The organism is Wolbachia endosymbiont (group A) of Nomada flava (genome assembly GCF_964027055.1).
Classification (GTDB): Bacteria; Pseudomonadota; Alphaproteobacteria; order Rickettsiales; family Anaplasmataceae; genus Wolbachia; species Wolbachia pipientis.
This window is the reverse complement of record NZ_OZ034725.1, coordinates 224,750-240,678: the sequence shown is the minus strand read 5'-3', so window position 1 is coordinate 240,678 and position 15,929 is coordinate 224,750. Positions and strand designations below refer to the sequence as shown.

The window sequence follows — 15,929 nt, the reverse complement described above, 5'->3', positions numbered from 1 at the left end:
TTTCCTAGGAAGCAAGTACTTTAATCCTTCTGATTATAAATATTAATTTGCTTAAATCAAGTTTAGAAGCAACCATCTCATCTAAAAAACTATTATAACGTTCTATGTAGTCCTTATCATCACAAGCCCAGGTTTGAACCTTATCTTCGGGGTTATCAGTAGCTTTTATGACTTTAACAGCTAGCTTGTGATGGTAATTGCTTAAATCGTCCAATAAATCATTAACTAAGCTGCGATCCCAATAAGAAGAGCGGCTTTTCATCTTGATGGCAATTGTTCTAATCAGATCAAATCTTAACAGCGACTTTAACTCAAAGTATATTTTACCAGCATCAAGAATGGACAAAGATGTCTGTTCAGCAACAGATATAATGTCCAGTGCATAAGCAAGAATGCATAGATCAGCAACTTTTTTTGCTAGATCTTTATTTATATTAAGTTCTACTAAAGAAGTTGATCCATGGCTATAGATCTTTAATAGGTGTTCATCTAAAACATCAGTTAAGTTCTGGCCTAAAGTTTCAATTGCATCTTTAAATTTTGTAACATCATCCAATTCTACAAAGCTAAGCTTGCCAAGATTTTTCACTAGCCAAAATGATACTCTGCCAATAAATTTCTGCACGTTCCTCACTATTTGTAAGTATGAGTTAACATCAATTTTTCCATCCAATTCATCAATTTTCTGCCACAGGCTGTTTAAATCATACAGGTGGTTAACAACAATATATATGTTAACCGCTTCTTGTATCTTAATTCCAGTGTTCTCAGCCAAATTATTGATGAATATACAGCCCATTCTATTCACCACATCATTTGCAATGCAAGTAGAGATAATTTCTCTACGAAGTTGGTGTTTTAATATGAAATCCTTAAACTTTGTTACCATCTTTTTAGGAAAATAACCTAGCAAGTAGTCATGAGATATAAGATCTTTTTCAGACAGATCGGAATGTATAATTTCATTTTTTATTGCTGTTCTAGCATAAGACATTAGAACAGAGAGCTGAGGAGAACTGAAACCTTCTGCACCAGTTAACATCCTTGCTATCTCTTCTTCAGTTGGAAGAAATTCTACGCTTCGGTTTAACAGCCCAGATTTTTCTAAACTGAGCAGTAACCTGTGGTGCTGCTCCAATCTCTCTTTAGCTTGCAAACACTCAAGAAGTAATGCTTTTGTTTCAATTTTGTTGTGGTTCTCAAGCACTTTGGATGCAACTTCATCCACCATACTTGCCAGTATTTCATTCCTTTTTTCTAAAGAAATACCCCCTGCTTTCATAGCTGAAACAAATGCAATCTTAATGTTAACTTCAAGGTCCGAACATATCACTCCGGCTGAATTATCAACAAAGTCTGCATTGATATATCCACCTTTTTCAGCATATTCTATTCTTCCAAACTGTGTACAACCAAGATTTCCACCCTCTATAAACATAGAAGCTCTAATATCTTTACCATTCACTCTTAACTCATCGTTTGCTTTGTCACCGACCATGCTATGATTTTCACTCTTTGCCTTAACAAACGTGCCGATTCCTCCATTCCATATGAAGTCCACTTTTGCTTTCAACAGATATCTAATCAAATCACTTGGAGGTAGCATATCTTCTGTTATATCAAAGCACTTTTTTATTTCTTGAGAAATGTTTACTTGCTTACTGCTACGCTCAAATACTCCTCCACCCTTAGAAATCAAATCTTTGTTATAATCCATCCAAGTTGAAAATGGTAACTCAAAGAGACGTTTACGCTCTGTGAAACTCTTTTCTGCATCAGGGTTTGGGTCAACAAAAATATGCATATGGTTAAATGCGCCGATTAAATGTATATTTTTTGAAAGCAGCATACCATTTCCAAATAAGTCGCCAGCCATATCCCCAATTCCAATAACAGTTGCATCCTGGTAAATATCCTTATTCATTTTCCAAAAATGCCTCTGTGCTGTAATCCATGCACCTCTGGCTGTAATACCCATTTTTTTGTGATCATAACCTGCTGATCCACCAGATGCAAATGCATCACCAAGCCAAAAATTGTATTCAGAGGCTATTTGGTTGGCATAATCAGAAAAAGAAGCAGTGCCTTTATCTGCTGCAACTACCAAGTATGGATCATCCTCATCATACCTAATCACATCCTTTGGTGGAATTATTTTACCATCAACTACATTATCAGTAATATCAAGCATTCCTCTGATAAAATCCTTATAGCACTCAACACCTTTCTCTCTTAAAATATTCTTATCTTTATAAGCTTGCTTTATTACAAACCCACCCTTTGCGCCAACAGGTACAATAACCGCATTTTTTGTCATCTGAGCTTTCATGAGCCCCAAAACTTCAGTGCGAAAATCTTCCGTCCTATCCGACCACCTCAAGCCACCACGGGCTAATTTTCCTCCTCTTAGATGTATTCCCTCAAAAAGGTTTGAATAAACATACAATTCACGATATGGGCGAGGATCAGGCAAACCATTCACTTTACTTGAGTCAAATTTTATAGATAAGTAGGGTTTATTATCTTGATAATAACTGGTCCTTAAAATAGCCATTATCAAGTTAAATATCGAGCGCAAAACGTAATCATGTGAAGCATTGCTGATTTCCTTTAGAAGTTCCTCGATTTTTTCTGTCAAAATGTTAGTAGTTTCTGCCCTATCGATATCTATTTTAGTATCAAACCTTGAGTGAAATAATTCTATCAAATACTTTACTACTTTTGGATACTCTGAGACCACTTTTTGCATATATTCTGGGTTATAGTTAAATGACGTCTGCTTTAGGTAAGCACTTAACGCTCTAACCAGAAGCACTTCCTTCCACTTGAGCCCAGCAATAATGATCAAACTATTGAAATAGTCATTTTTAATTTCCTTGCTAAACACTTTCGCAAGTGTTATTTCAAATTGCTCTTTTAGAGTAATGTTGTCTATTAATTCATCGACTCTTGACAACACAAAATGGTGTATCCATATTCCGCCGTTAATTTCTATGTAATAGCCATTATGAGATAGAATTTTAGCTCCCAAATTCTTAGTGATCCTTAATATCTTCGATAATTCAAGGCCTCCATTGTTTGGAGTATAAACCTTTAATTGATAATTAAGATTATCACGAGTAAGTCTTAAATCGACCTCGCTAACTCCTTTCTTCCTCACTATCTCCAATTTTTTCATATCGTAATATGCGTCATGAGGTTCGAAACTCTCTTGATAGCTTATTGGAAATGCCTTGCAATAACGGATGAATATATCCTCAACAGTGCTAAAAGTATTGTATAAATTGTCTATAAAACGATCTTCCCACTTTTCTGTAATGTTTCTTAATTTGTTTTCGATACGCAAAACTTCATCATCAAGAACGCTAGCATTTTTGGTCTTTAGCACTACATGCAATTTCATCAAATCATATTCATTGATAATGTGATTGTTATAAATATCTGAACTTCCTGCACTTGTCTCATCCTTCAATATGTCACGTATCTTGAACATTAGCCTAGCGCTAGCATAATGCATCGGTATCAGCACTATGCAACTAATAAAATCCCCGACTCTTCTTAAAAATAATCTGACCCTTGGCCTAATCGCAAGAGACATGATCGAAATGCAAATTTTAAATAATTCGTCTTCATTTGATTGGAATAATTCATCACAAGAGAACACTTGCAAAATAGAAATCAAAGCTTTATTGTTGTGGCCCCCGGTTACAAATCCTGCATTTTTTTCTATAACTTTAACTTTATCTTTTATTATTGGAATAGTTCGAATATCTTGGACCTCCGCTACAGAAGTAAATAGCCCGAAAAAACGCCGTTCCTTTACTACATTACCCTGGTCATCAAATTCTTTTACTCCTATACAATTCATGTATGTACGCCGATGGACTATTGAGATTAGATCTGATCTCAATATGTATAGGGAATCAAGGTTTGCAGAAGGAATCAACGTACTTTGACCTACTCTCATCAGGCCAAGGTCCTTTTTGCTATCACAGACGAGTTTTTCATCTTTACCAGCAATATATTCTTGATAACCTAGAAATACAAAATTATTGTTCTTTAGCCAAACTAGAAAATCTTTTTGCTCTTGATTTCGGTCTGGTGTCATTCCAGTGCGTGACACTGGAATCCACGTGTCCTTTTCCTGGATCCCAGTATCAAGTACTGGGATGACAGAAAGACTTGCCTCATCAAGTTTCTTGAGCATTAAGTACCAATCTTTCACAACACAATTAACTGCTTTCAGCGTTTTTTGTAGAGATTCTTTTAATGTATCAACAAAACTGTCACTTATACCTTTGATAATTACATATATAACTGACTCTTTGACTCCATTGCTTTCTTCCAAAGGGTAAATCTCGTCTATTAGGCCATCTTTTCTTTTAATGTTAATTATGCTGTTGCCGTAATAGCATATGGTTAAATTGTGCGATTTAATAGTTGCAATAACAGAGTCAACCAAAAATGGCATATCATCGTTTGTTATCTTAATCGTGGTCAAATCTCCTTCTATTCCTGGTATATCATCTATATTACTTACTACTAACTTACTTTCATCTTTTTCTTTTTGAGAAACAAAATTGTAAGCATCGTTTACAATATATAGCAAAAACTTATCATTGGCTTTTAGGTCGCTTTTATAAACAAAACTATAAAAATACTTAATAAATTTTTTAATTTTTTCTTTATCTTGCTGATTTTCTTGATCAGCTAACTTAAATAAAGACTCAGTGTCAACATTATGATCTATACACATTTTTTTTAACAAAAATACACAGTGAACTTAAACCTTTTTAACTAAGATTTCATTATCAAGAGCGTACACTATTAGCTCATCATTTTCTACTACTTCCCCTGATAAAACTAATTTAGCTAAATTATTTTGAATACACTCTTGTATAACCCTTTTTAATGGCCTTGCTCCATATTCAGGGTCATAGCCAGTTTGTGCTATTAGTTCTTTAGCTTCCTGTGACAAACTTATACTCAGTTTACGCTTAGCAAGTGTTTTTTGTAAATAAGAAAATTGAACATTTATAATTTTATAGATGTCATCTCTGGTTAAACTGTGGAATATAATAATTTCATCCAGTCTGTTTAAAAATTCTGGACGAAATGCCGACTTAACTATTTGCATCACTTCATTTCTTATAGAATCAACATTCCCTTTAAGCATTATCTCAGCGCCAAGGTTAGAAGTTAAAATCAGTATGGTGTTGCGAAAATCAATTAATTTACCATGACTATCAGTGAGTCTACCCTCATCCAAGATTTGCAGCAATAGATTAAATATATCTGGATTTGCCTTCTCTATTTCATCAAACAGAATAGCCTGATATGGCCTTCTTCTTACTGCTTCGGTTAATCTGCCACCTTGCTCATAGCCAACATACCCCGGAGGTGCGCCAATTAGCTTTGAAACAGAGTGTTTTTCCATATATTCTGACATATCAAAACGCAGAAGCGCTGATTGATCGTCAAACAGAAATTCAGCAAGGGCTTTTGCCAGTTCCGTTTTTCCAACCCCGGTTGGGCCTAAGAATAAAAATGAACCGAAAGGTCGATTAGTATCTTGCACACCAGAGCGAGAGCGCCTAACTGCATTACTTATTGCTTCTATTGCATTTTTCTGCCCTATTACTTTTCTTCCTATTTCATTCTCCATGTTAAGGAGTTTTTCCTTTTCACTGTGCATCATGTTATCAACTGGAATTCCCGTCCACTTTGAAACAATGTTTGCAATGTCATCTCCAGTCACTTCTTTCTTTAAGAAGCTATCAGTAACCTTTTCCTGATTTTTTAATTCATTCTCAAGCTGAGGAATCACACCATACATCAATTCCCCTGCCCTTCCTAAATTTCCACTCCGCTGAGTTAATTCCAACTCTTTTCTAGCGTTATCTAATTTTTCGGCTGTTTCTTGTATTCTAGCTATTTTATTCTTTTCCATCTGCCATTTGCTGTTTAAGTCAGCAAATTTACTGTTTAGGTTTTCAATCTCCTCATTTATCTTTTTTAAACGCTGTTTAGAATTTTCATCACTTTCTTTTTTTAGAGCCTCTGCTTCAATCTTTAGCTGTATAACCTTTCTCTCAAGTTCATCAATAACTTCAGGCTTGCTATCCATCTCAATTCTCACCCTGCTTGCTGCTTCATCAATCAAATCAATTGCTTTATCAGGTAAAAACCTATCTGTTATATATCTATTGGACAACGTTGCAGCAGCAATTATTGCACCGTCTGTAATTCTTATACCATGATGCACCTCATATCTTTCCTTCAAACCCCTGAGTATTGAAATGGTATCAGTTTCAGTTGGTTGAGAGATAAACACAGGCTGGAAACGCCTTGCAAGTGCAGGATCTTTTTCTATATGTTCACGATATTCATCTAAAGTTGTGGCTCCTATACAGCGAATTTCTCCACGCGCAAGAGCAGGCTTTAGCAAATTTGAAGCATCCATTGCACCACTTGTTGCTCCTGCTCCAACTAAAGTATGAAGCTCATCTATAAACAAGATAACTTTTCCCTCCGCTTTCGAAAGCTCATTAATAACTGCTTTTAACCTTTCTTCAAATTCTCCTCTAAACTTCGTTCCAGCGATTAAGCTACCCAGATCCAAAGCTAAAACCTTTGCATCACGCAAACTAAGTGGCACATCGTTTGCAACAATTCTGTTTGCAAGCCCCTCGACTATTGCAGTTTTTCCAACACCAGGTTCACCGATCAGCACTGGATTATTTTTTGTCCGCCTTAGTGATACCTGCATAGTTCTTCTGATCTCTTCATCACGACCAATTACAGGATCAAGCTTTCCTTGCATAGCAAGCTCTGTAACATCTTTTGTATATTTCTTTGCTGCGTTTAATTTTTCCTCACTGTTTGGCGAGTCTGCACTGCTGCCTTTTCTCATTTCTACAATAACTGAGTTCAGTTTTTGTGGAGTCACATCATTCTCTGCCAGAATTTTGCCTACAGTATCATCTTTTTGTGCAGTGAGGCCTTGCAGTAAACGCTCGACAGCAACAAATGAATCTTTATTCCTCCGAGCAATACCAATTGAATCTTCAAAAACTTTTGCTATTTCTCTTGAAAGCTGAAGGCCACCACTTCCTGGACCTTCAATTACTAGCAACTTTTTTATTGCGCTATCCACAGCATCAGAAATACTTTGCACATTTCCACCACAAGCGTTTATCAAATCCTGAACTAAACCTAATTCATCCTCAAGCATCACTTTGAGTAAATGCTCAGGCATAAAAATCTGATGCCCAGCCCCCAACGCTTTCATTTGAGCACTTTGAATTAGACTTTTTGCTTTTTCGGTAAATTTATTTAAGTCCATAACACCAGTTAAATTCGTATTTGCTGATGTATATAACAACTGATTTCATAAATTTAAACCTAAAGTTGTTTATTGTTAGGTATGAAATTTAAAACTTTCTTAAAAAAGGAACTATCATAGTAACCATACAAATATCTTGTATCTCAAGACCTTTGGTTTTTGTTGCTGAAAATGGTTGTATTATTTAAGTTATTAACAATATACAATACTAAGTTAATGTAATTTATTTGGAGATGACAGGAAAATTTATTGTAACTTTATATTCTAAATAGAATAAAGTTCTTTTGTTAGTATTGTCCTTTTTGTAAAAAATATTCCTAATTTCTTCATCATTTTTGTGGGTAAGGTCAGTTTTCAGTTACTCTTTTAACAGCTAAAGTTTTGCCGCTAAAGGAGCGTGTGAGAAGATGCTGTAAAGCTTTCACCTTACCCCATCTTCCTTGTTGGACAGCTTTAACAATACGTCTTTGTAGCCTCATAACAACTTTTGGCATTTCTTCCATGATAACTGGTTCCATGCTTCAGAGCTGTTGGTAGGCGCACTTACAGTTTTACTTGTAATCATCTGCTTCTCTACCTCAAGTGGTTAACAAAGTTTCTTGTCACGAGGGACCAAATGAAAGTCTGCTCGTTTTCACGCGAATTAATGTTACAAATTCTATCCATTTCGTTACAAAATGGCATTCGCTTTCTCCATTATCCTTTACCTGCATTTTCATCAGCGTTCCTTGCGGTTTGCTTGCCATATAGGCGGAAATACAGGCTTACCCTGTTCCTTCTGTCATACAACAGTGGGTTAGGTGACTTCTCTATACCGGTGATTTGCGTACATCCAGAAATGAAAAATGTCACATTACCTTTTGGTCGGAGCTTATCAGCATCTTTAGCTCTTTAATCGTTACGATACTTATGAAGCTTCACTTACGTTCACCATACCACTAAGCCTAGCTCTCCAACCACATGATGCTTGTAGTTTATGCTCCTTTCACGATTGAGCATCTTCTTTTTCAAGAGGAGGTTTATTGTCCGCATCGCTTGGCACCAACCGGTTACCCGATTCGCACTGATGCGTAGACTCAGATGGCAAAACATCTGGTTTAATAAGTTTTAGAACTCTTTTAGTTTCTTTCTGAAGGAATTCCTCTCCTTTTAAACAATATGACCGAAGACTTTCAGGTCGCACCATTTCAATAATTAGCTGGGTTCCAGCAGAATCAGTACAGAAAACATCAACAATACTTTGTTTTTTAGAGGCAATCTCAGCATCCATGATAGTGCTGAGAAATTCTATTTCTTCTATTTCATCTTTGCCAGCGAAGTCCAATATATCATTGAGAAAGTGAATGAGAATATCTTTATTTTTCTCAGTGCTAAATATTCTCTTGAACGCGAAATTGTTTTTTGGATCGAGAAATTTCGAAAAGGCCATAATTAAATACAATTAGGAGACGAATAATTATACACTATTTTTCGCAAATGTTCAACCTCTGATTACTCCTTATTCTTTGCCCTTCCTGCACGCTTACGTTCATTTGGATCAAGGAATTTCTTGCGTAAACGTATAGATTTTGGAGTTACTTCCACCAATTCATCATCATCTATATACGCTATCATATCCTCCAGTGTCATTATCTTTGGAGGGGTAAGTTTTATGGCTTCATCACTACCTGAAGCTCTTACATTGGTTAATTGTTTACCTTTTAGCACGTTTATCTCCAAATCATTGTCACGGCTGTGCTGGCCGACAACCATGCCACAATATACCTTGTCCTGTGGCTTAATAAACATAATTCCCCTGTCTTGCAAATTGAAAATTGCATATGCCACAGCCTCACCCTTATCTGTAGAAATTAAAACTCCATTGCGCCTTCCAGAAATTGGACCTCTATGTGGAGCATAACTGTGAAATAAACGGTTAATTATGCCCGTACCCCGAGAATCAGTTAAAAACTCTCCTTGATAACCAATTAATCCTCTTGATGGCACTAAAAACGTTAATCTTGTCCTGCCATTACCAGAAGGTCTCATGTCAGTCACTTCACCTTTTCGGAAGCTGAGTTTTTCCATGATGATTCCACTATATTCATCATCTACATCAATTACTACTTCCTCTATAGGTTCAAGTTTTTTGCCATCTTCTTCCTTAAATAGCACTCGAGGGCGTGATACCGAAAGCTCAAAACCTTCTCTCCTCATATTTTCAATTAACACCCCAAGCTGTAGCTCACCACGTCCACCTACTTCAAACGCTTCACCGCTTGGTGCCAAAGTCACAGTAATTGCAACATTTGTTTCTGCCTCCGCGTATAAGCGATCCTTTATAGCAGTTGAGGTAAGCTTTGTACCTTCTTGCCCAGCAAAAGGCGAATCATTAATGCTCAGAGTAATCGCCATTGTCGGCGGATCAACTGGAGTTGAGCTTACTGCAGTTGTAACTTCTGGCGCCGCTATAGTGTCTGAAACTGAAGCTTCCTCAAGTCCTGCAATTGCAATTATGTCTCCCGCCACAGCTTGTTCTACTGGAATGCGTTTCAAGCCAGAAAATGAGAGCAACTTAGTTAATCTTCCTCGTTCAATTACTTTGCCATCGAGGTCGAGCACCTTAAGATCTGAATTGACTTTTGCAATGCCCTGATAAACCTTTCCTGTCAATATTCTGCCAAGAAACTTATCAGACTCAAGTAGAGTGACCAACATAGCAAAAGGTGCATTTTGATTATAAACAGAAGGTTTTATATAATCTATAACCGTTGAAAATAATGGGCTTAAATCTTTTCTTTCATCAGAAAGCTCCTTAGCACACCAGCCATTTCTACCTGAAGCATACAACACTGGAAAATCTAGCTGCTCGTTGGTTGCATCAAGGTTAAAAAATAACTCATATATTTCATTTAATACTTCATCAATTCTGCTGTCTGGTCGGTCGACCTTATTGATTATCACAATTGGCTTCAAATTTGCTTTTAGTGCTTTTGAGAGCACAAATTTTGTTTGTGGCATGGGACCTTCTGCAGCGTCAACCAGCAGCAATACACCATCTGCCATGCACAATACCCTTTCTACTTCTCCACCAAAGTCCGCGTGCCCTGGCGTATCAATAATATTGATCTTTTCATCGCCCCACATTATTGATGTGCACTTTGCAAGTATTGTAATTCCGCGCTCACGTTCTTGGTCGCCACTATCCATAACTCGCTCTTGAACTTCTTGATTCTCGCGGAACGTACCACTTTGTTTTAACATGTTATCAAGCAAAGTAGTTTTACCATGGTCAACGTGTGCGATTATTGCTATATTTCGGATCGATTTAAATTCGTTCATTTTCTATCATTTCAAAATTAATTTAGTAATAAGTATACATAAAATACACTTAGAGTAAATAACTAAAGCTGTGCTGTGCTTCCAAGATATTATAGGATTACTTTGTTAAATATTCTCTACTCCCAGGTTTTGTTATGGGTAGTTGTTTTAATTCACTTGGAAGTTCTTCCTCGCTGTAATTTTTGATGTTCAGTTCAATCAAAGATATGACAGGAAAAGGCAGTTTCGTTTCACTATTTCTCTTTATCAAAGAAGCTTCAGCAACAACTTTACCTCCTTTCCCTTCTGCACATTCCACTGCTTCAAGTGAAGATTTGCCTGTGGTTATCACATCCTCGATAAGTAATATTTTCTCACCCTTTTTGATCTTAAATCCACGGCGTAATTCAAACTTACCATTAACGCGCTCGCAAAACATTGTCTTTATTCCAAGCTGCCTGCCAATCTCATAACCCACAATTATTCCACCAATTGCAGGAGATAATATTAAATCTATGGAGCTATTTAATTCTTTTTTTATTTTATCTGCTAATAATGCGCAAACTTTCATGGCTCTGCTTGGATTTTCAAAAATCTTCGCACACTGTATGTATGTGCCACTATGCAGTCCGGATGATAAAACAAAATGCCCATGCAAAATTGCTTCTGCTTCTTTAAATTCTTTTATTATTAGGTTATTTTCGTCTAATATCATTTTTCAAGTTTCACTATTACATTCTTTATTAATTATCTGAGTTATGCAAATATCAGACCACACATTTATTGCAGTTTCAAACATATCGATGATCGTGTAAATAGGTAAAATAAGTCCCATGATGTGCAAAGGAACATTCATCGACATGAGATAACTGCTTGCCATAAAATAGCATCCCATCGGCACTCCAGCGTTACCAATTGCAGCTCCTGTAGCTAAAAAAATCCATATCAACATTTCGCTTAAGGAAAATACGTATCCGTTCATTTCTGCAACAAACATTACAGTGATTAGTATAAATGCAGCACATGCATTCATATTAATTGTTGTGCATATTGGTAAAATAAAAGACGACAATTTCTTTGGCACCTTTAGCTTGTTCTGCACACATTCTATAGTTGTTGGCAATGTTGCACTGGATGATTTAGAAAAAAACGCAAGTATGAGTGCCGGCATAACCCCTTTCAGCGTTTGAATTGGTGATATGCCTTTATACCACATAAATAGCGGTAAAATCAGAAATGCCTGCACAAAATTTGCAGACATTATGCAAACAAAATACCATAAAAGGTTGTAGAACTCACTACCGCCTTTTAATTCATGCAAAAAACATGTAATAAAAGACCAAACAGCAAGCGGAATAAATTTTAATAACCCTTGAGCAATTTTAAGTAGCGTATCAAAAAGTGCAGAGAATACTTGATATAATATATCCTGCTTTTCTTTTGAAAGTGAAACAATAGCTCCACCCATCAAAAAAGCGATTAATATGCTACCAATCATATTATTTTCAAGAAAAACTTGCACAAAATTAGAAGGAATGAGTGATTTTAAATATGAAAAATAACTGTGGTTATTGCTGTTAATACTCCCTATTGTATTACTTATGAAATTTTTTCTTGCTGGATCTATTAACAAATAAAACGATAATGCAACAAACGCAGCTATAATAGTTGTAAGCAGAGTATAAAATAGTGTTTTCTTAACTAAGACTTTGATTTCAATTGAGTCTTTGAGCCCGGAAATTGTGGAAACTATGGATAAAAAAACCAGAGGTAAGCTTATTAATTTGAGCAAGCTGATAAAGATATCACTAAATAGCTTTGCTATTTCAAATATGATTTCATTGTTTAGGTAGTAAGCAACTATTGCAAGCAGTATAGAAAAGAGTATTGCAAACTTGTGCATTGAAAATAAAACTTCAAAGTAACATTATACAATAATTTTGCTGTTTTGGAATCAGATTGATAGACAAAATAACTTTACAGATTAGGGAAAGATAAGAGGATGTGTTTATTCGGAGACAGTGTAAGATTTCTTAATTTAAATTTAGGTGCACTTAGCCCATTCTGGTGATAACAAATTGGAATAGATAAGATATGATAACTAACTCTTCTGCGAGTATATAGTTTTGCCGGACACAACAGTACGTACTACGTGTCCTTTTACTTTGCGACCATCGAAAGGAGAATTCTTTGATTTACTAGCAAAGTTGTCAGTTTTAATTTCCCATTCATGATTGAGGTCAACTAAAATTAAGTCTGCAGCAAGGTTTTTTTGTATACGACCACGTGGTATGTGTATTATATCTGCAGGCTTATATGTCAATTTTGCAAGCACATCAAGTAGACCCATTTGCCCACTGTGATAGAGTTCAAGTGAAAGGGGCAGCATTGTTTCAAGACCAACAATACCAAATGCAGCATTTTCAAGTGGTAGATCTTTAGAACTACGATCATGCGGAGCGTGATCAGTTGCAATGCAATCAATCACACCTGTCTTTAAACCTTCAACCATAGCTAAACGATCTTCTTCAGTGCGAAGCGGCGGATTCATTTTTGCAATTGCTCCATGTTGTTTTACTATATCTTCAGTCAAAGTGAAGTGATGAGGGGTTACTTCGCACGTAACATTTAATCCCAAATCTTTTGCACGTTTAATAGCATCAAGTGAATCTTTTGAAGAGACATGTAGAATATGGTAGTGCACATTTTCCATATCCTTCATTAGCAGTATATCACGATTTACCATAACCGATTCTGACGCACTCAAGATCCCCTTTACTCCCAATTCTTCAGAAATTTTACCTTCGTTGATTGCGCCACCAGCAGATAAATTTAAATCTTCTGCATGTTGAGCAATAGGAACATTCAGCATACTTGAATAAAGCAGCGCCTGTCTCATAATCATTGGGTTCATAACTGGCATGCCATCATCGGTGAACCCAACCGCACCTGCTTCCTTTAAAAGTGCCATTTCAGTCAGGTGTTCTTCCGAAGTGGTGATTTTAGCGTAAAATTCAACGTTTACATGTGAAGTTTCAAGTGCTCTATATTTCAAATATTTAGCCAAAATAACGCTATCAATTGCTGGAACAGTGTTTGGCTGACAAACTACAGTTGTAACTCCCCCCGCAGCTGCAGATTTGCTGCCTGTATATATAGTTTCTTTATGTTCCTGGCCTGGTTCACGAAAATGTACGTGAATGTCAATAAGGCCTGGCATTAGAACAAGCCCTTTACAGTCTATTGTTTCATCAACTCCACTTGTTGAAAATAATGATTCACCAAAGTCAACAATTTTATCCCCTTCAGTCAATAATGAACCTTTTATATCAAGTTTAGTTTCCGGGTCGATAATACGAGCATTAGTATACGCAATTTTATAGCCTTCCTTTTGCCCTGTTTGCAACAAATCCCAAGTTTGAGTCATTATATTTGAGTATCGATTATAAAATAAATTTAAAGTTTTTTTAATAAAACACAACCAAATTAAAACACAGACTAAGAGCTGTCTTGAATTAAAGTGCTTTCATTACCCTAAAGATTTGGTTCTTATAACCTAGTTAGCTCAGTTTTAACGTTAATGTGTGAAACTCTGAGTTCTGTTGAAGGATTTTCCAGCTGAATATCTAGCTCATTCTGTATGTTCGATAAACAAATTAAAGCTGAATCAAAAATTTCATCACACTGCTTTGCTTCATGTATATCATCAATTATTTCCTCGAATTCTTCCACATCATCCATTTCTTGCGGCGCACTTTTTAATATCGCTTTTATTTGGTTTAAGTTTTGACGAATTTTCTCCTGATATCCAACAATTCTCTCTTGATATATATCAATCATTTTTTGACATGCGTTGCCTCTAAATGGATGTTCTTTTTTCTCTTTTATGTAAGAACTTTGAAAGTCTTTACAGTTAAGGATTGCTTCTCTATGTTTTTTTATGTCATTAATTGCGCTGATTATCGACTTATCTATTTTCTTTAAATTTTCTTCCCGTTCTTCTCTTTTAATTATACTTTTGGATTCATTTTTTATCTGGTTCATTTTGTCATACAGGTTTCTGCATCCTTTGTAAGATGCCATTGGTTGTAATATTCCTTCTTCTACACCTTTATTGTAAAAATTCTTCAACTCATCATTTGATAGTATTGTTATAGCATCTTCCCTTTTACTCTGTGATTTAGGATACTTTTTATTCAATAAACTAACATGATTTAACAAAAAATCTTTAACTAGCCCTTCTTTTTTTACTTCGGATAATTTTTCTAGTGTTTCTATATATTTCAGAACTTCCGCAAAGAGCTGTCCACCAGAAGGAGCAAATCCTTGAAGTGGTTTACTCTGTGCTTTATAAAAATCGGTTTGTAAAAAATTTTCAGCTTGTTTTTTTATTACTGAAAGTTCATTAAGAGGTTGTCCACAAACCAGTAAATCAAGCATATTCCCTACTTAACATAACTTTACTCATAGCCAGATATATGAAACTTTCAGTAGATGTTGTAAGTAAATCGTACTCCTTTGATAGCCTTCTATTTCTATTGATCCAAGCAAAAGTCCTCTCTACCACCCACCTTCTCGGCTGTACTGAAAATCCAGGATCCCGTTGTGGCAATAGTTCTAGTGGTGTATCTTTATGCACCCAAAACCTACATGGAGGCCTTTTGACAATTTCAATATCTATCCCATATTCTCTCTTTACGTAATCCTTTAAATATTTTCCTTGGTATCCCATATCAGCCCACATTTTCTTAATATTGCTGTATTTTTCCTTCATATCGTCCAATGCCATCTTCACCCCATCTCTGTCATTTTCGCTTGCAGCTCCTACATAGCAACCAAGCACAAATCCTTGAGTATCTGTGATTATATGTCTTTTTCTCCCCTTTACCTTTTTCGCACCATCATAACCTTTGACCCCCCTTTTTCCGTGGTTTTTACCGATTGACTGTCCACTATGCATGCGCTCGGCTCCTCATTTCTTCCCATTTTTGACCTACTATATTTAGTGATATCATAGTTCATTTTCTCAAAAATTCCCTGCTTCTTCCATCTTCTAAACTGTTCATGCACAGCCTTCCACGGCGGAAAATCGTGTGGTAAATAGCACCATTGACATCCTGTGCGCAGTATATAAAGAATTGCATTTACTATCTCACACTTACTGTATTTTGGTGGCCTTCCTCCTTTCTTGTACGATACTCTGAAGTGTTTTTCTATTCTTGCCCATTCCCTTTTACTTAAATCTGTTGGATATTTTTTCCTCATCTCTTACCTCAATATTCTT

Annotated in this window: 10 protein-coding genes; all 10 read right to left on the bottom strand. The window is 36.0% G+C overall.

Features of this window, described 5'->3' with window-relative positions; genetic code table 11:
* Positions 1 to 4 precede the first annotated feature (4 nt).
* The 10 genes from AAGD70_RS01215 to AAGD70_RS01170 all read right to left on the bottom strand — a co-directional run bounded on the left by AAGD70_RS01215 (position 5) and on the right by AAGD70_RS01170 (position 15,910).
* Entirely contained in the window at positions 5 to 4,756 is a 4,752-nt protein-coding gene (locus AAGD70_RS01215) for an NAD-glutamate dehydrogenase (RefSeq protein ID WP_065095322.1), read from the bottom strand.
* A 27-nt stretch (positions 4,757 to 4,783) separates the two neighbouring features.
* Entirely contained in the window at positions 4,784 to 7,345 is a 2,562-nt protein-coding gene (clpB, locus tag AAGD70_RS01210) for an ATP-dependent chaperone ClpB (RefSeq protein WP_065095323.1), read from the bottom strand.
* 347 nt (positions 7,346 to 7,692) lie between these two features.
* Entirely contained in the window at positions 7,693 to 7,848 is a 156-nt protein-coding gene (locus tag AAGD70_RS01205; protein WP_245611460.1) for a reverse transcriptase N-terminal domain-containing protein, read from the bottom strand.
* Between the two features lie 482 nt (positions 7,849 to 8,330).
* Complete coding sequence (locus AAGD70_RS01200; protein WP_065094925.1) at positions 8,331 to 8,774, bottom strand: PD-(D/E)XK nuclease family transposase; 444 nt, start codon at positions 8,772 to 8,774, stop codon at positions 8,331 to 8,333.
* A 62-nt stretch (positions 8,775 to 8,836) separates the two neighbouring features.
* Positions 8,837 to 10,666, bottom strand: coding sequence for a translational GTPase TypA (gene typA / locus AAGD70_RS01195; RefSeq protein WP_065095324.1), 1,830 nt, complete (start codon positions 10,664 to 10,666; stop codon positions 8,837 to 8,839).
* Positions 10,667 to 10,763: 97 nt separating this feature from the next.
* Positions 10,764 to 11,360, bottom strand: a complete 597-nt coding sequence (gene pyrE / locus AAGD70_RS01190; RefSeq protein ID WP_065094923.1) for an orotate phosphoribosyltransferase — start codon at positions 11,358 to 11,360, stop codon at positions 10,764 to 10,766.
* A gap of 3 nt (positions 11,361 to 11,363) precedes the next feature.
* Positions 11,364 to 12,548 (bottom strand): dicarboxylate/amino acid:cation symporter, encoded by a 1,185-nt coding sequence (locus AAGD70_RS01185; protein ID WP_065094922.1) that lies wholly within the window; start codon positions 12,546 to 12,548, stop codon positions 11,364 to 11,366.
* A gap of 198 nt (positions 12,549 to 12,746) precedes the next feature.
* Positions 12,747 to 14,072 carry a dihydroorotase gene (locus AAGD70_RS01180; RefSeq protein WP_022626228.1) on the bottom strand — a complete coding sequence of 442 codons (1,326 nt, stop codon included), beginning with the start codon at positions 14,070 to 14,072 and terminating at the stop codon, positions 12,747 to 12,749.
* A 122-nt stretch (positions 14,073 to 14,194) separates the two neighbouring features.
* Entirely contained in the window at positions 14,195 to 15,085 is an 891-nt protein-coding gene (locus AAGD70_RS01175) for a hypothetical protein (protein ID WP_245611021.1), read from the bottom strand.
* A protein-coding gene (locus AAGD70_RS01170) for an IS5 family transposase (protein ID WP_341814070.1) occupies positions 15,078 to 15,910 on the bottom strand; the annotation gives its coding sequence in 2 pieces (ribosomal slippage) (positions 15,078 to 15,544 and positions 15,544 to 15,910; 834 coding nt in all). Before AAGD70_RS01170 ends, AAGD70_RS01175 begins: the two co-directional genes overlap by 8 nt.
* Positions 15,911 to 15,929 lie beyond the last annotated feature (19 nt).